The organism is Streptomyces albidoflavus, from assembly GCF_000719955.1.
Lineage (GTDB): Bacteria > Actinomycetota > Actinomycetes > Streptomycetales > Streptomycetaceae > Streptomyces > Streptomyces albidoflavus.
Genome location: NZ_JOII01000016.1, coordinates 68,154 through 84,997, shown reverse-complemented (window position 1 = coordinate 84,997; position 16,844 = coordinate 68,154). Strand labels below are relative to the sequence as shown.

General features: G+C 71.8%; 15 protein-coding genes. 6 read left to right on the top strand and 9 right to left on the bottom strand.

What is annotated here, in order from left to right:
* The first annotated feature begins 42 nt into the window (after positions 1–42).
* Positions 43–1,053: a COX15/CtaA family protein gene (locus tag IF45_RS0118265; RefSeq protein ID WP_010637059.1), complete on the top strand. Its 1,011-nt coding sequence runs from the start codon at positions 43–45 to the stop codon at positions 1,051–1,053.
* A gap of 64 nt (positions 1,054–1,117) precedes the next feature.
* Here the strand turns inward: IF45_RS0118265 and IF45_RS0118260 are convergent, their stop codons facing one another.
* The 3 genes from IF45_RS0118260 to IF45_RS0118250 form a co-directional block, all read right to left on the bottom strand.
* Positions 1,118–2,221, bottom strand: a complete 1,104-nt coding sequence (locus IF45_RS0118260; RefSeq protein WP_030308412.1) for an amidohydrolase family protein — start codon at positions 2,219–2,221, stop codon at positions 1,118–1,120.
* A 100-nt stretch (positions 2,222–2,321) separates the two neighbouring features.
* Positions 2,322–2,687 (bottom strand): hypothetical protein, encoded by a 366-nt coding sequence (locus tag IF45_RS0118255; RefSeq protein ID WP_008406083.1) that lies wholly within the window; start codon positions 2,685–2,687, stop codon positions 2,322–2,324.
* 110 nt (positions 2,688–2,797) lie between these two features.
* Positions 2,798–3,760 (bottom strand): heme o synthase, encoded by a 963-nt coding sequence (locus IF45_RS0118250; RefSeq protein WP_003947450.1) that lies wholly within the window; start codon positions 3,758–3,760, stop codon positions 2,798–2,800.
* Positions 3,761–4,142: 382 nt separating this feature from the next.
* Between IF45_RS0118250 and tkt the strand changes: the two genes are divergently transcribed.
* The 5 genes from tkt to pgl are packed head-to-tail and all read left to right on the top strand — an operon-like array spanning position 4,143 to position 10,771.
* Entirely contained in the window at positions 4,143–6,230 is a 2,088-nt protein-coding gene (gene tkt, locus IF45_RS0118245) for a transketolase (RefSeq protein ID WP_003947452.1), read from the top strand.
* A 41-nt stretch (positions 6,231–6,271) separates the two neighbouring features.
* The gene (tal, locus tag IF45_RS0118240) at positions 6,272–7,414 is read left to right on the top strand and encodes a transaldolase (protein ID WP_003947453.1); all 1,143 of its coding nucleotides are present in this window, start codon (positions 6,272–6,274) and stop codon (positions 7,412–7,414) included.
* A 14-nt stretch (positions 7,415–7,428) separates the two neighbouring features.
* Entirely contained in the window at positions 7,429–8,952 is a 1,524-nt protein-coding gene (gene zwf, locus IF45_RS0118235; protein WP_003947454.1) for a glucose-6-phosphate dehydrogenase, read from the top strand.
* Entirely contained in the window at positions 8,949–9,989 is a 1,041-nt protein-coding gene (opcA, locus tag IF45_RS0118230; RefSeq protein WP_030308408.1) for a glucose-6-phosphate dehydrogenase assembly protein OpcA, read from the top strand. Before zwf ends, opcA begins: the two co-directional genes overlap by 4 nt.
* A complete protein-coding gene (gene pgl / locus IF45_RS0118225) occupies positions 9,986–10,771 on the top strand; it encodes a 6-phosphogluconolactonase (RefSeq protein WP_003947456.1) in 786 nt (261 codons plus the stop codon). Before opcA ends, pgl begins: the two co-directional genes overlap by 4 nt.
* 75 nt (positions 10,772–10,846) lie before the next feature.
* On the opposite strand, the gene pgi is transcribed toward pgl, so the two are convergent.
* The 6 genes from pgi to gap form a co-directional block, all read right to left on the bottom strand.
* The gene (gene pgi, locus IF45_RS0118220) at positions 10,847–12,517 is read right to left on the bottom strand and encodes a glucose-6-phosphate isomerase (RefSeq protein WP_030308406.1); all 1,671 of its coding nucleotides are present in this window, start codon (positions 12,515–12,517) and stop codon (positions 10,847–10,849) included.
* Between the two features lie 141 nt (positions 12,518–12,658).
* Positions 12,659–12,994, bottom strand: a complete 336-nt coding sequence (locus IF45_RS0118215; RefSeq protein ID WP_003947458.1) for an RNA polymerase-binding protein RbpA — start codon at positions 12,992–12,994, stop codon at positions 12,659–12,661.
* Between the two features lie 191 nt (positions 12,995–13,185).
* Positions 13,186–13,413 carry a preprotein translocase subunit SecG gene (secG, locus tag IF45_RS0118210; protein WP_008406068.1) on the bottom strand — a complete coding sequence of 76 codons (228 nt, stop codon included), beginning with the start codon at positions 13,411–13,413 and terminating at the stop codon, positions 13,186–13,188.
* A 121-nt stretch (positions 13,414–13,534) separates the two neighbouring features.
* A complete protein-coding gene (gene tpiA, locus IF45_RS0118205) occupies positions 13,535–14,290 on the bottom strand; it encodes a triose-phosphate isomerase (protein ID WP_010637073.1) in 756 nt (251 codons plus the stop codon).
* A gap of 36 nt (positions 14,291–14,326) precedes the next feature.
* Positions 14,327–15,538, bottom strand: coding sequence for a phosphoglycerate kinase (locus IF45_RS0118200; RefSeq protein ID WP_030308403.1), 1,212 nt, complete (start codon positions 15,536–15,538; stop codon positions 14,327–14,329).
* A 151-nt stretch (positions 15,539–15,689) separates the two neighbouring features.
* Positions 15,690–16,697, bottom strand: a complete 1,008-nt coding sequence (gene gap / locus IF45_RS0118195; protein WP_003947461.1) for a type I glyceraldehyde-3-phosphate dehydrogenase — start codon at positions 16,695–16,697, stop codon at positions 15,690–15,692.
* Positions 16,698–16,844: the final 147 nt, after the last annotated feature.

Here is a 16,844-nt window from a genome sequence, read left to right as displayed (position 1 = left end):
CCGGGCACCCCAAGTGAAACCGTGCACAAGCTTCGGCCTAGCATGTCCTCCGTGCCTGAGAAGACCCGTGCCACCGCCGTCGAGGCCGCACGCAACCCGCTCGCCTTCATCGCCGCCCGGTGGACCCCGTCCCCCGGGATCGTCCGCCGGGCGGCGCTCACCGCGCTCGTGATGGCGGTGGTCATCGTGGTCACCGGCGGCGCCGTCCGCCTGACCGGCTCGGGCCTGGGCTGCCCGACCTGGCCCAAGTGCACCGAGGACTCGCTGACCTCCACGCGCGAGATGGGGCTGCACGGCGCCATCGAGTTCGGCAACCGGATGCTGACCTACGTGCTCTGCGCCGCCGTCGGCTGGGCCATCATCGCCGCCCGGTCGGCCAAGCCCCGGCGCCGCGCCCTCACCCGGCTCGGCTGGGCGCAGTTCTGGGTCGTCATGGGCAACGCGATTCTCGGCGGCATCGTCGTCCTGGTCGGCCTCAACCCGTACACCGTCGCCGCCCACTTCCTGCTCTCCACCGCGCTGATCGCGCTGGCGACCGTGATGTGGCAGCGGACCAGGGAGGGCGACGAGCCGGCCCGGCCGCTGGTCGGCAAGCCGCTGCGCCAGCTGGTCCAGGTGATGGTCGCGGTGACGGCCCTGCTGATCGCGGTGGGCACCGTGGTGACCGGTGCGGGACCGCACGCGGGCGACTCCAGCGACGTCCCCCGGATGCCGCTCGACTGGGAGATGGTCAGCCGCGTGCACGCGGTGCTGGCCTGGGTCGTGGTGGCGCTGGCCTTCGCCCTCTGGTTCGTCCTCAAGGCGGTCGACGCGCCCGCCGGCCCGCTGGCCCGCACCCGCGAGTTCTTCGTGATCCTGCTCCTCCAGGGCGCCATCGGCTACGTCCAGTACCTCACCGACCTGCCGGAGATCCTGGTCGGCCTGCACATGCTGGGCTCGTGCCTGGTCTGGATCGGGGTCGTACGCCTCCTGCTCGCCTTGCGCGAGCGCCCGTACGCCACGCCCGGGCAGGTCCCGGCCCAGCCGGAGAACCCGGTCGCGGCGGCCCGCTGAACCTGGCCCCGGCGCCCCCGTTCCCCGTCCGTGGGAGCGGGGGCGCCGTCGTGTCCGGGCTCCGTCAGCCGAGCCCGTAGACGCGCCGGGCGTTCTCGGCGGCGATCATCCGGGCGACCCGGCGGCCGTCCCGCGCGGACCAGGCGCCCTGGGCGATCTTGCCGCCGATCACCTCGTCGAGCGCCTGGTGGAACTCGCGGGCGGCGACCACGTGCAGCTCCGGCAGGCCGCCCGCGCCGCTGGCGTACATCAGCTTGCCGAAGGGCGCCCGCTCCAGCGCGCCGGCGAGCGCGTCCCGCACCGGCGGCCCGCCGTACGGGTCGACCGGGCCGATCCCCGCGTAGACGTGCGGGTGGAGGGCGGCGAGCCGCGCGGTGTGGTCGTGCGGCCCGCCGCCGCCCAGCAGGACCACGTCGGTGCCGAGCCCGGCCGTGGCCTCGGCGAAGGCGGTGAGCGCGGCGGCCCTGCGCGGACCGGGCCGCGCGTGCAGCTGGAGCGGCCGGCCGGTGGTCAGCGCGACCCAGCACAGATGGGCGAGGAGCACCGGTTCGGCGAGCCTGCCCCCCGCCGCCCGCCCGGCCAGCCAGGTGACGGCGGCGGCCCGTACGGCGCCGGGCCCGGGCGGGGCGCCCGCGCTCGCGGCGTCCTCGCCGGGCCCGTCGAGGCAGGTGAAGGCGGCGGCGGTGGCGGAGACGGCGTGCACCGCCTCGGAGAGGTTGGCGAGGAAGGCCTCGGCGGTGCCGGAGGTGTCGGCCACCTGTTCGGCGAGGTGTTCCAGGCGCACCACCTCGCGCGCCACCGTCCCGCCCGTGGCCGCCAGTTCCGGCGGTCCGGTCAGCTCCTCGGCGGTTCCGGTGTCCACCAGGTGGGCGGCGATCCCGCCGGCCCGCAGCAGCCGCCGGCCGGACTCCAGGAAGCCCAGCTCACGGCGGCGGGCCAGATAGGCCGCGGGCGGGCAGTGGGGGTCCAGGCCGAGCAGGGGCGGGCACCAGCGGCGTACGGCGAAGCCGGTGCGGCTGTCGAAGAAGGTGGTCCCCTGGGCGGGGCTGCCGCGCCCCAGCCGGGCCTCGAAGGTGGCCAGCCCCAGTTCCTCCCGGACGAGTCCGTGGCAGTACTGGTCGACCAGGTTCGGCGTGTCGGCCACCAGGAGCGGCGGTGTGTCGGTCATGGGTTCCCCCCGTCGGCGCGGCGCTGCCGCGGTGCCTAACGGGCGGAGGGGGCGTCAGGTGTCGCCCGGCCCGCCCCGGGAGCGGGGCGGGCCCTCGCCGTCAGGCGGCGGAGCGGCCGGGGCGCGGGTGGCTGGGGCTGCCGATCTGGATGCCGGCCATCCGGCACCACTCGTACGGGCCGGTGACGACCTTGGCGGCGAACTCGCCGCTGAACTCGTCGTGGACGGTGACGCCGGCCTTCTCGGTGGCGGCGCGGGCCACCTCCATGCTGTCCACCACCACGTCGCCCCAGGCGCCGTCGCCGCAGACGAGGACGATGCGGGCGCCCTTCTCGCCGAGGTGGGCGAACTGCGCCTCGGCGCCGCCGTGGGCCGCGGCGAAGGCGGTGATGGACTTGGCGGCCTTGGCCGCGCGGCGCGCGTCGCGGGTGTTCGGCTTGGTGTCGTCCTGCTGTGTGTTGGCCATGGCCAGATGCTACCGAGCGGTAGATCAAGCGGCGACGGGCGGGGCGGGTGGCCTTGGCCACGCGCCCCGCCCGTCGGCGAGGGTGCTGGGAGCTGGTGCCGCGCGGGCGGTCAGCGCAGGAACGGGTCGACGGCGACCGCGACGAAGAGCAGGGAGACGTAGGTGATGGACCAGTGGAAGAGGCGCATCTCCTTGAGCTTGGCGCCGGTCGTGCCCTGCCGGGCGCGGTTCTGCAGACCGTGCGCCTCCCAGAGCCACCAGCCGCCGGTGACCAGCGCGACCGCGGTGTAGAACCAGCCGGTGTAGCCGAGCGGCTGGAGCAGCAGCGAGACGCCGACCATGACCCAGCTGTAGATCACGATCTGCCGGGCGACCACCCGGTTGGAGGCGATCACCGGGAGCATCGGCACGCCGACCCGGGCGTAGTCCTCCTTGACCTTCATCGACAGCGGCCAGTAGTGCGGCGGCGTCCAGAAGAAGATGACGAGGAAGAGGATGACGGCGGCCCAGGAGACCGTGTTGGTCACCGCCGACCAGCCGATGAGGACCGGCATGCACCCGGCGATGCCGCCCCAGACGATGTTCTGCGCGGTGCGCCGCTTCAGGATCATCGTGTAGACGACCACGTAGAAGAGGAGGGCGCCGAGCGAGAGCCAGGCGGAGAGCCAGTTGACCAGCAGGCCGAACCAGAGCGTCGAGATCACCGCGAGCGCGAGGCCGAAGACCAGGCCCTCGCGGGGGCTGATCATGCCGGTGACCAGCGGACGCTGCGAGGTCCGCTCCATCAGGGCGTCGATGTCCCGGTCGATGTACATGTTCAGGGCGTTGGCGCCGCCCGCCGAGAGGTAGCCGCCGAGGCAGGTCACCAGGACCAGCGACAGCGAGGGGACCCCCTGCTCGGCGAGGAACATCACCGGCACGGTGGTGATGAGGAGCAGTTCGATGATCCGCGGCTTGGTCATCGCCACGAATGCCTTGGCGCGGGCCCCGAACGGCCGATGGCCTGGGCTGGACCCGAGCGCTCCCGCAGGACGGGATTCAACGGCCGTCACGCACACCCCTGACAGAGACATTTCCAGCAAGTCACCGGTCGTGGAGGACCGGTCAGGACTCGCGCCTTCCTGGTCACTTTAGACGTTGCTGTCCCCCGCCCCTCGCGGGGGGTCCGTCGTGTTGGCGCCCGCCCCCGGTGCACGGAGCGTGTCCGGCGGGCGCCCGTACGGGGCCGCGGACACCACCCGGTTGACGGAACGTGTTCGTCCGGGCCCGGGCGGGGCGCGCGCCGGCGGCGCCCGGCAGGCGCGCGGCGCCGGGCCCCGGCAGGCTGGTGCCGAGGGCGGGGCGTCGGCGGTGGCCGACGGAAGGATCAGCACCTTCCGTCACCGGTAGGCTCGACCGCGTCCGGTGTCCCGACGTCACCGGCGTTCGACATGTGGAGAGGAGCCCTGACCCAGGGTGAGCACCAAGCCGACCACCACAGACTTCGAGTGGACCGCAGAGGACCAGCGGGCCGTCGACACCGTCCGCGTCCTGGCCGCAGACGCCGTACAGAAGGTCGGCAACGGCCATCCCGGTACGGCCATGAGCCTCGCGCCGGCCGCGTACACCCTCTTCCAGAAGGTGATGCGGCACGACCCGGCGGACGCCAACTGGACAGGGCGCGACCGCTTCGTCCTCTCCGTGGGCCACTCGTCCCTGACCCTCTACATCCAGCTCTACCTGGCCGGCTTCGGCCTGGAGCTGGACGACCTGAAGGCCTTCCGCACCTGGGGCTCGAAGACCCCCGGGCACCCGGAGTACGGCCACACCACCGGCGTGGAGACCACCACCGGCCCGCTCGGGCAGGGTGTGGCCAACGCGGTGGGCATGGCCATGGCCGCGCGGTACGAGCGCGGGCTGTTCGACCCGGAGGCGGCCGAGGGCACCTCCCCGTTCGACCACCACATCTACTGCATCGCCGGTGACGGCTGCCTCCAGGAGGGCATCTCCGCCGAGGCCTCCTCCACCGCCGGGCACCAGAAGCTCGGCAACCTGATCATGCTGTGGGACGACAACCACATCTCGATCGAGGGCGACACCGAGACGGCCGTCTCCGAGGACACCCTCAAGCGGTACGAGGCGTACGGCTGGCACGTGCAGCGGGTGGCGCCCAAGGAGAACGGCGACCTGGACCCGGCCGCCCTGTACGAGGCGATCGAGGCGGCGAAGGCGGAGACCGGGCGTCCCTCCTTCATCGCGATGCGCTCGATCATCGCCTGGCCGGCCCCGAACGCGCAGAACACCGAGGCCGCGCACGGCTCGGCGCTCGGCGACGACGAGGTCGCCGCGACCAAGCGCGTCCTCGGCTTCGACCCGGAGAAGAGCTTCGAGGTCTCCGACGAGGTCCTCGCGTACACCCGTGGCGCCCTGGACCGCGGCCGCGAGCTGCGCGCCGAGTGGGAGAAGGGGTACGCCGCCTGGCGCACCGCCAGTCCCGAGCACGCCGCGCTCTTCGACCGCGTCGCCGCCGGTGAGCTGCCCGAGGGCTGGGAGGACGCGCTGCCGGTCTTCGAGACCGGCAAGGCCGTCGCCACCCGTGCCGCCTCCGGCAAGATCCTCCAGGCGCTCGGCGCGGTCGTGCCCGAGCTGTGGGGCGGCTCCGCCGACCTGGCCGGCTCGAACAACACGACGATCGACAAGACCTCGTCGTTCCTGCCCGCGGGCAACCCGCTGCCGGAGGCCGACCCGTACGGCCGAACCATCCACTTCGGCATCCGTGAGCACGCGATGGCCGCCGAGATGAACGGCATCCAGCTCCACGGCAACACCCGTATCTACGGCGGCACGTTCCTGGTCTTCTCCGACTACATGCGCAACGCGGTGCGCCTCTCCGCGCTGATGCACCTGCCGGTGACCTACGTCTGGACGCACGACTCGATCGGCCTCGGCGAGGACGGCCCGACCCACCAGCCGGTGGAGCACCTGGCCGCCCTGCGCGCCATCCCGGGCCTCAACCTGGTCCGCCCGGCCGACGCCAACGAGACGGTCGTCGCCTGGCGGGAGATCATGCGCCGGTGGACCAAGGTGTACGGCAAGGGTGCCCCGCACGGTCTGGCGCTGACCCGTCAGGGTGTGCCGACCTACGAGCTCAACGAGAACGCGGCCCGTGGCGGCTACGTCCTCGCGGAGGCCGAGGGCGGCGAGCCGCAGGTCATCCTGATCGGCACCGGCTCCGAGGTGCAGCTGGCCGTGGGCGCCCGCGAGCAGCTCCAGGCGGCCGGCGTGCCCACCCGGGTGGTCTCCGTGCCGTGTGTCGAGTGGTTCGAGGAGCAGGACGAGGCGTACCGCGAGTCGGTGCTGCCGCGTGCCGTGCGCGCACGGGTGGCGGTCGAGGCCGGCATCGGCCTGACCTGGTACCGCTTCGTGGGCGACGCCGGCCGGATCGTCTCGCTGGAGCACTTCGGTGCCTCGGCGGACGCGAAGGTGCTGTTCCGCGAGTTCGGCTTCACCGCGGACGCGGTCGCCGAGGCCGCCCGGGAATCCCTCGCCGCCGCTCAGCGCTGACGACGGCATACCACTCTGTAGCTGTAGGAGATGTTTTTTCCATGGCAGACGCACTGAAGCGCCTCTCGGACGAGGGCGTGGCGATCTGGCTGGACGACCTGTCGCGCAAGCGCATCACGTCCGGCAACCTCGCCGAGCTCATCGACGAGAGCAACGTCGTCGGGGTCACCACCAACCCGTCGATCTTCCAGAAGGCGATCTCGCAGGGCGACGGCTACGAGTCGCAGCTCGCCGACCTCGCCGCGCGGGAGGTCTCGGTCGACGAGGCCGTCCGCATGATCACCACCGCCGACGTCCGCGACGCCGCCGACATCCTGCGGCCGGTCTTCGACGCCACCGACGGCCAGGACGGCCGGGTGTCGATCGAGGTCGACCCGCTGCTGGCGCACAACACCAAGGCCACCGTCGCCGAGGCCAAGCAGCTGGCGTGGCTGGTGGACCGGCCGAACACGCTGGTGAAGATCCCCGCCACCCGCGCCGGGCTGCCCGCCATCACCGAGGTGATCGGCAAGGGCATCAGCGTCAACGTCACGCTGATCTTCTCGCTGGAGCGCTACCGCGAGGTGATGGACGCCTACCTGGCCGGTCTGGAGAAGGCGAAGGCCGCGGGCCTGGACCTCTCGAAGATCCACTCGGTGGCGTCCTTCTTCGTCTCGCGCGTCGACTCCGAGATCGACAAGCGGCTCGACGCGATCGGCACCGACGAGGCCAAGGCGCTGAAGGGCCGTTCGGCCCTGGCCAACGCCCGTCTCGCCTACCAGGCGTACGAGAAGGTCTTCGGCTCGCTCGACGGCACCACCCCGGCCTCCGCCCGCTGGGCCGAGCTGGAGAAGGCGCACGCCAACCGGCAGCGCCCGCTCTGGGCCTCGACCGGCGTCAAGGACCCGGCGTACAAGGACACGATGTACGTCGACGACCTGGTCGCGCCGGGCACCGTCAACACGATGCCGGAGGCGACCCTGGAGGCCGCCGCCGACCACGCCGAGATCACCGGCGACGCCGTCTCGGGCACGTACGAGTCGGCGCAGGCCGTGCTCGACGCCGTGGCGAAGCTGGGCATCGGGTACGACGAGGTCGTCCAGCTCCTGGAGGACGAGGGCGTCGACAAGTTCGAGGCGTCCTGGAAGGACCTCCTCACCTCGACCAAGGCCGAGCTGGACCGGCTCGCCTCCTCGGAGGGCTGATCCCCTTGACCGCACTGCACGGAGCGAACCCGCTTCGTGACGCCGCGGACCGACGGCTCCCGCGTATCGCGGGGCCGTCGGGCCTGGTCATCTTCGGCGTCACCGGCGACCTGTCCCGCAAGAAGCTGATGCCGGCCGTCTACGACCTGGCCAACCGCGGCCTCCTGCCCCCGGGCTTCTCCCTGATCGGGTTCGCCCGGCGCGAGTGGCAGGACCAGGACTTCGCCGAGGTCGTCCACGACGCCGTCAAGGAGTACGCCCGCACGCCCTTCCGCGAGGAGGTCTGGCAGCAGCTGGCCCAGGGCATGCGGTTCGTCCAGGGCACCTTCGACGACGACGAGTCGTTCGAGACCCTCAAGGCGACCATGGAGGAGCTGGACAAGGAGCAGGGCACGGGCGGCAACTTCGCCTTCTACCTCTCCGTCCCGCCGAAGTTCTTCCCCAAGGTCGTCCAGCAGCTCAAGAAGCACGGCCTGGCCGACGCCCCCGAGGGCTCGTGGCGCCGCGCCGTCATCGAGAAGCCGTTCGGCCACGACCTGGCCTCGGCCCGCGAGCTCAACGAGATCGTGCACGAGGTGTTCGCCCCGGACCAGGTGTTCCGGATCGACCACTACCTCGGCAAGGAGACCGTCCAGAACATCCTGGCGCTCCGCTTCGCCAACACCATGTTCGAGCCGCTGTGGAACCGGTCGTACGTCGACCACGTGCAGATCACCATGGCGGAGGACATCGGCATCGGCGGCCGGGCCGGCTACTACGACGGCATCGGCGCCGCCCGCGACGTCATCCAGAACCACCTGCTCCAGCTGATGGCGCTGACCGCCATGGAGGAGCCCGCCTCCTTCGAGGCCAACGCGCTGGTGGCGGAGAAGGCCAAGGTCCTCGGCGCCGTCCGGCTCCCCGAGGACCTGGGCAAGGACACGGTCCGCGCGCAGTACTCGGCGGGCTGGCAGGGCGGCGAGAAGGCCGTCGGCTATCTGGAGGAGGAGGGGATCAACCCCCGCTCCAAGACCGACACCTACGCCGCCGTGAAGCTGGAGGTCGACAACCGCCGCTGGGCGGGCGTCCCCTTCTACCTGCGGACCGGCAAGCGGCTGGGCCGCCGGGTCACCGAGATCGCGGTGGTCTTCCAGCGCGCCCCGCACTCCCCGTTCGACACCACGACCACGGAGGAGCTGGGCCACAACGCCCTGGTCATCCGGGTCCAGCCGGACGAGGGCGTGACGGTGCGGTTCGGCTCGAAGGTGCCCGGCACCTCGATGGAGGTCCGGGACGTGTCGATGGACTTCGCCTACGGCGAGTCCTTCACCGAGTCCAGCCCCGAGGCGTACGAGCGGCTCATCCTCGACGTGCTGCTCGGCGACGCCAACCTCTTCCCGCGCACCGAGGAGGTCGAACTCTCCTGGCGCATCCTCGACCCGATCGAGGAGTACTGGGACACCCACGGCAAGCCGGCGCAGTACCCGGCCGGCAGCTGGGGCCCCAAGGAGGCGGACGAGATGCTCGCACGAGACGGACGGAGCTGGCGCCGGCCATGAAGATCGATCTGACGGACACCACCTCCAGCAAGATCAACAAGGCGCTGGTGCAGGGGCGCCGGGCGATCGGCACCCCCGCCGTCGGCATGGTGCTGACCCTGGTCATCGTCACCGACGAGGAGAACGCCTACGACGCGCTGAAGTCGGCCAACGAGGCGTCGCGCGAGCACCCCTCGCGCACCCTGGTCGTCATCAAGCGGGTCTCGCGCTCCCCGCGCAACCGCACCACCTCGCGGCTCGACGCCGAGATCCGGGTGGGCGCCGACGCCTCCACCGGCGAGACGGTCATCCTGCGGCTCTACGGCGAGATCGTCGACCACGCCCAGTCGGTGGTGCTGCCGCTGCTGCTGCCCGACGCCCCGGTCGTCGCCTGGTGGCCGGTGAACGGTCCGCTGGACCCGGCCAAGGACGCGCTGGGCGCCCTCGCCCAGCGCCGGGTCACCGACACCTACGCCGCCGAGCAGCCCATCAAGGAGCTGGCCGAGCGGGCCGCCTCCTACACGCCGGGCGACACCGACCTGGCGTGGACGCGGATCACCCCGTGGCGCTCGATGCTGGCCGCCGCGCTCGACCAGGTGGTCTGCCAGGTCACCGCCGTCGAGGTGGAGGGCGAGGAGTTCAACCCGAGCTGCGAGCTGCTCGCCATGTGGCTCGCCGAGCGGCTCCAGGTGCCGGTGGCCCGCAAGGCCTCCCCGGGCCCCGGGCTGACCGGGGTACGGATGGAGACCGACTGCGGCCCGATCGTCCTGGACCGGGCCGACGGGGCGCTGGCCACCCTCTCCATCGAGGGCCAGCCGAAGCGGGCGGTCGCCCTCAAGCGCCGCGAGACCGCCGAGCTGATCGCCGAGGAGCTGCGCCGCCTCGACCCGGACGACACCTACGCGGCCGCCCTGCGGTACGGGGTGGAGCGCCTGGACGAGCACGAGGTGCCCCGGGTCGCGGACACGCCCGACGCCCCGCACCGGGCGGAGGGCCACAAGGACGCGCCGGTGAAGCGGACGACCAAGGCGACCGCCGCGAAGAAGGGCGCCAAGTGACCCGTACCCCGCAGCTGGTGGTCCACCGGGACAAGGAGCTGATGGCCGAGGCGGCCGCCGCCCGGCTGATCACGCACGTGGTCGACGCCCAGGCGGCGCGCGGCCACGCCTCGCTGGTCCTCACCGGCGGCCGCAACGGCAACGGCCTGCTCGCCGCGCTCGCCGCCTCCCCGGCGCGGGACGCGGTGGACTGGCGCCGGGTCGACCTGTGGTGGGGCGACGAGCGGTTCCTGCCCGAGGGCGACCCCGAGCGGAACGTCACCCAGGCCCGCGCGGCCCTGCTCGACGCCGTCCCGCTCGACCCGGACCGGGTCCACCCGATGCCGGCCTCGGACGGACCCTGGGGCGACGACCCGGAGGCGGCCGCCGAGGCGTACGCCGCCGAGCTGGCCGCTTCGGCCGGGCACCACGACCACGGCCGGGTGCCCGACTTCGACGTGCTGATGCTCGGCGTCGGCCCGGACACCCACGTGGCCTCGCTCTTCCCGGAGCTGCCGGCGGTGCGCGAGACGGAGCGCACGGTGGTCGCGGTGCACGGCGCGCCCAAGCCGCCGCCGACCCGGATCACGCTGACGCTCCCGGCGATCCGCGCGGCCCGCGAGGTGTGGCTGCTGGCGGCGGGCGAGGACAAGGCCGACGCCGCGGCCATCGCCCTCTCCGGCGCCGGGGAGATCCAGGCTCCGGCGGCCGGCGCGTACGGCTGGTCGCGGACGCTGTGGCTGCTGGACGGCGCGGCCGCCTCGCAGCTGCCGCGCGAGCTGTACCCGCAGGCGTCCGCCTGAGCCAGGCCGAACTACGCGGCGCCAGGGCCCGGCTTCCCCTCGGGGAGGCCGGGCCCTGGCGCGTACGGACGGAGGTCAGCGGCCCCGCAGCACGCGGTAGCGGGCGACGAGGGCGGCGGTGGAGCTGTCCAGGGAGTCGGTGGAGCGCTCGCCGTCCTTGGCGGTCAGCAGCGGCTCGACCTCCTTGGCGAGGACCTTGCCGAGCTCCACGCCCCACTGGTCGAAGGAGTCGATGCCCCAGACGGCGCCCTGCACGAACACCTTGTGCTCGTAGAGGGCGACGAGCTGGCCGAGGACCGAGGGGGTCAGCTCGTCGGCGAGGATGGTGGTGGTGGGCCGGTTGCCGGGGAAGGTGCGGTGCGGCACCAGTTCCTCGGGGACGCCCTCGGCGCGGACCTCCTCGGCGGTCTTGCCGAAGGCCAGCGCCTGGGTCTGGGCGAAGAAGTTGGCCATCAGCAGGTCGTGCTGGGCGGCGAGGCCGTCCGGCAGCTCCTCGACGGGCCGGGCGAAGCCGATGAAGTCGGCGGGGATCAGCTTGGTGCCCTGGTGGAGCAACTGGTAGTAGGCATGCTGCCCGTTGGTGCCCGGCGTGCCCCAGACCACCGGACCGGTCTGCCAGGCGACGGGTTCGCCGTCGCGCTGGACGCGCTTGCCGTTGGACTCCATGTCGAGCTGCTGGAGGTAGGCGGCGAAGCGGGAGAGGTAGTGCGAGTAGGGCAGCACCACGTGCGACTGGGCGTCGTGGAAGTTGCCGTACCAGATGCCGAGGAGGCCGAGCAGCAGCGGCACGTTCTCCTCGGGGGGCGCGGTGCGGAAGTGCTCGTCGACCAGGTGGAAGCCGTCGAGCATCTCGCGGAACCGCTCGGGGCCGATGGCGATCATCAGCGAGAGGCCGATGGCCGAGTCGTAGGAGTAGCGGCCGCCGACCCAGTCCCAGAACTCGAACATGTTGGCCGGGTCGATGCCGAACTCGGCGACCTTCTCGGCGTTGGTGGAGAGCGCCACGAAGTGCCGGGCGACGGCCTCGGGGCCGGCGCCGAGGCCGTCGAGGAGCCAGCGGCGGGCCGAGGTCGCGTTGGTGACGGTCTCGATGGTGGTGAAGGTCTTGGAGGCGACGATGAAGAGCGTCTCGGCCGGGTCGAGGTCGCGGACCGACTCGTAGAGGTCGGCGCCGTCGACGTTGGAGACGAAACGCACCGTCAGGTCGCGGTCGGAGAAGGCGCGCAGCACCTCGTAGGCCATGGCGGGGCCGAGGTCGGAGCCGCCGATGCCGATGTTGACGATGTTGCGCAGCGGGCGTCCGGTGGCGCCGGTCCACGCGCCGGAGCGCACCTGGCCGGCGAAGTCGGCCATGCGGTCGAGGACCTGGTGGACCTCGGGGACGACGTTCGGGCCGCCGGGGCCGCCGTCCTCGACGACGGCGCCGCGCGGGGCGCGGAGCGCGGTGTGCAGGACGGCGCGGTTCTCGGTGGTGTTGATGCGCTCGCCGCGGTACATCGCGTCGCGCCACCCGGCCACGTCGGTGACCTCGGCCAGCTCCCGCAGCAGCGTCAGCGTCTCGTCGGTGACGAGCTGCTTGGAGTAGTCGATGTGCAGGTCGCCGACGCGGAGGGTGTACCGCTCACCGCGGTCCGGGTCGTCGGCGAAGAGCTGACGCAGGCTCACCTCGCCGAGCGCCGCGCGGTGGTCGGCGAGCGCGGTCCACTGCGGCCGCTGGGACAGCCCGGTTCGGCTTGCTGGGTTCATCGGTGACTTTCCGCCTTCTCTCGTCTGGGCTTGCCCCGCTGCCCCACCAACCTAATTGATGGCGGGGCGCTCGCGGTGGTGCCACAGAGAGGCCGGGAGACGGCCACCGGGACAACGGCCGGTGGCCGGACGGCGGACGGCTCAGATCTCGCCGCGGAGCTTGGCCAGGGCCTCGGCGAGGATCGCCTCCCCGTCGGCGTCGGAGCGCCGCTCACGGACGTAGGCGAGGTGCGTCTTGTACGGTTCGGTGCGCGGCGGCGCCGGGGGGTCGTCCCGGTCCTGGCCGGCGGGGAAGCCGCAGCGGGGGCAGTCCCAGGTGTCGGGGACCTGCGCGTCGCTGGCGAAGCTCGGCTGGGTCTCGTGTCCGTTGGCGCACCAGAAGGAGAGCCGCAGGCGCGGTGCGGACTCGCCCCGCTCGGCCTCCCCCATGGGCCCCGCTCCGACCCGGCTGCCGCGGATCGCGTTGCCACTTGCCACAGTCGTCACTCCCTGCGTGATGGTGCCGCGAAGCGTGACCGGCTCCGCCGCGGGCGCACCAGTGTACGGATGCCGCGACGGGGGTCCAGGGAGCGGAGTTGAGGGCTCCGCGGACCCGGCACCCGCCGGGCGCACGCCTCATGATAGGCGGCACGCCCGGATCGGGACCGGCGTCGACGGTGCCGGGTGGCTCAGTCCAGCTTCATCAGCAGGCCGAGCACCACGATGCAGGCGAACCAGAGCAGGCTGACGACGACCGTGATCCGGTCGAGGTTCCGCTCGGCGACCGAGGAGCCACCCACGGAGGACTGCATGCCGCCACCGAACATGTCGGAGAGGCCGCCGCCCTTTCCCTTGTGCATCAGCACCAGCAGCATCAGCAGCAGGCTGAAGACGATCAGGGCGATCGAGAACCCCATAACCACGGCTGGACCAACTTCCTCGGAACTGGATGGACTGCGGGGGCCGGGTGCCCCCGGCCCCCGCAAGGGTACGACGATTCCGCTCTACCGCATACTCACTGGTCGCGGAAGCGCGGGCTCACTGGTCGCGGAAGCGGACGATCTTGACGAACTCGTCCGTGTCCAGCGCGGCACCGCCCACCAGGGCGCCGTCCACGTCGGGCTGGGCCATGATCGCCGCGACGTTGCCGCCCTTGACGGAGCCGCCGTACTGGATGCGGACCTTGTCGGCCAGCTCCTGCGAGTACAGCTCGGCCAGGCGGCCGCGGATCGCCCCGCAGACCTCCTGGGCGTCCTCGGGGGTGGCGACCTCGCCGGTGCCGATGGCCCACACCGGCTCGTAGGCGATGACGATCGTCTCGGCCTGCTCGGCGGGGACGTCCTTGAGGCCGCCGTCGACCTGGGCGAGGGTGTGCGGGACCTGCTCGCCGGCCTTGCGGACGTCGAGGCCCTCGCCGACGCAGAGGATCGGGGTGATGCCGTACTTGAAGGCGGCCTTCACCTTGGCGTTGCACAGCTCGTCGGTCTCGTTGTGGTACTGGCGGCGCTCGGAGTGGCCGACGGCCACGAAGGTGCACTTGAGCTTGGCCAGCATCGGGCCGGAGATCTCGCCGGTGTAGGCGCCGGAGTCGTGGGCCGAGATGTCCTGGGCGCCGTACTTGATCTTGAGCTTGTCGCCGTCGACCAGGGTCTGGACCGACCGGAGGTCGGTGAAGGGCGGCAGGACCGCGACCTCGACGGCGTCGTAGTCCTTGTCGGACAGGGCGAACGCCAGCTTCTGGACGTGGGCGATGGCCTCCAGGTGGTTGAGGTTCATCTTCCAGTTGCCCGCCATGAGCGGGGTACGTCCCTGGGTGTCAGTCACGGTGGTTCAGTCCTCCAGTGCGGCGAGGCCGGGGAGCGTCTTGCCCTCGAGGTATTCGAGGCTGGCGCCGCCGCCGGTCGAGATGTGTCCGTATGCGTTTTCGTCGAAGCCCAGCAGCCGGACGGCCGCGGCGGAGTCGCCGCCGCCGACGACCGTGAAGGCCGGGGAGTCGAGCAGGGCCTGGGCCACTGCCCGGGTGCCGCCAGCGTAGTCGGGGTGCTCGAAGACCCCCATCGGCCCGTTCCAGAAGATGGTGCGGGCGTCGGCGAGCTTGGCGGCGTACAGCTCCGCGGTGGCGGGGCCGATGTCCAGGCCCACCTGACCGGCGGGGATGGCGTCGGCGGGGACGGTGTCGGGGTGGGTGGGCTCCTTGGCCTTCAGGTCGGGGAAGCCGCCGGAGACGACCACGTCGACGGGGAGGACGAACTCCACACCCTTCTCCTCGGCGCGCTTCAGGTACTCCTGGACGACCGGGATCTGGTCCTCCTGGAGCATCGAGGCACCGACCTCGTACCCCTTGGCCTTGAGGAAGGTGAAGACCATGCCGCCGCCGATCAGGATGCGGTCGGCCTTCTCCAGCAGGTTGTCGATGACGCCGAGCTTGTCGGAGACCTTGGCGCCGCCGAGGACCACCGCGTAGGGGCGCTGGACCTCCTCGGTCAGCTTCTGGAGGACGCCGACCTCGGTGGCGATGAGGTAGCCGGCGTAGTGCGGCAGGCGGGCCGGGAGGTCGTAGACGGACGCGTGCTTGCGGTGCACGGCGCCGAAGCCGTCGCCCACGTAGACGTCGGCCAGCGCGGCGAGTTCGTCGGCGAAGGTGGCGCGCTCGGCGTCGTCCTTGCTGGTCTCGCCCGGGTTGAAGCGGAGGTTCTCGATGACCGCGACCTGGCCGGGCTCCAGCCCGTCGACGGCGGCGTGGGCGGCGGGGCCGACGGTGTCCTGGGCGAACGCCACCGGCTTGCCGAGGAGTTCACCGAGCCGCTCGGCCGCGGGCAGCAGCGAGAAGGCCGGGTCGGGGGCGCCCTTGGGGCGGCCGAGGTGCGAGGCGACGATCACCTTGGCGCCGGCGCCGGTGAGGGCCTCGACGGTGGGCAGGACGGCACGGATACGGCCGTCGTCGGTGATCTGCCCGTCGGCGAGGGGGACGTTGAGGTCGGCGCGGACGAAGACCCGCTTGCCGCTCACGCCCTCGGCGAGAAGTTCGTCGATCGTCTTCATGACTGCTCTCCTGGACTCGTGGCTCTGCTCTCGTGCTGCATGGTCGTGGGGCGGGCGCGTCCGGCGTGCGACAGGGCCCGGACCGCGCTGCGTCGCGCGGGTCCGGACCCTGTCACTCATCGTGCGGTGCTGCCTGCCGTGCGGGGAGCGGTCAGAGCCGCTCGCCCACGAAGACGGTGAGGTCGACGAGGCGGTTGGAGTAGCCCCACTCGTTGTCGTACCAGCCGATGATCTTGGCCGTGGTGCCCTCGGCCATGGTCAGCAGCGAGTCGAAGGTGCAGGAGGCCGGGGTCGAGACGATGTCCGAGGAGACGATCGGGTCGGCGGTGTAGACGAGCTTGCCCGCCAGCTGCCCCTCCTGGGACGCCTTCTCGAACGCGGCGTTGATCTCGTCCCTGGTGACCTCGCGCTTCAGCTCGACCACCAGGTCGGTGACGGAGCCGGTGGGGACCGGGACGCGCATCGCGATGCCGTCGAGCTTGCCCTTGAGCTGCGGCAGGACCAGCGCGGTGGCCTTGGCGGCGCCCGTGGTGGTCGGGATGATGTTCTCCGCGGCGGCGCGGGCGCGGCGCAGGTCCTTGTGCGGGAAGTCCAGGATCCGCTGGTCGTTGGTGTACGCGTGCACCGTCGTCATCAGGCCCTTGACGATGCCGAAGTTCTCATCCAGAACCTTGGCCATCGGCGCCACACAGTTGGTGGTGCAGGAGGCGTTGGAGATGATGTTGTCGGTGGCGGGGTCGTACTTGTCCTCGTTGACGCCCATCACGATGGTGATGTCCTCATCCTTGGCCGGAGCCGAGATGATGACCTTCTTGGCGCCGCCCTGGAGGTGCTTCTCCGCGTCGGCCTTCTTGGTGAAGATGCCGGTCGACTCGATGACGATGTCGACGCCCAGCTCACCCCAGGGGATGTCGGCCGGGTTGCGCTCGGAGAGCACCTTGACGGTCTTGTCGCCGACCGTGATGGTGTCCTCGGTGTGCGAGACCTCTTCGGAGAGCTTGCCGAGGATGGTGTCGTACTTCAGCAGGTGTGCGGTGGTCGCGGTGTCACCCAGGTCGTTGACAGCCACGATCTCGATGTCCGCGCCCTGGTCCAGAAGCGCGCGGAAGTAGTTGCGACCGATGCGGCCGAAGCCGTTGATGCCTACGCGGATCGTCACGAGCCGATCTCCTCGTTGGTACGCCGGTTTTCGACGCCGGCGAGCTGTATGGGATGTCCCCGACCGCCTCCGACCCTACCTCTCCGGGGCCCGGGGAGTGACATCGGAGGAGACCGCCCGGGGCGTCCCCGGCGCTACTGTCCGGTA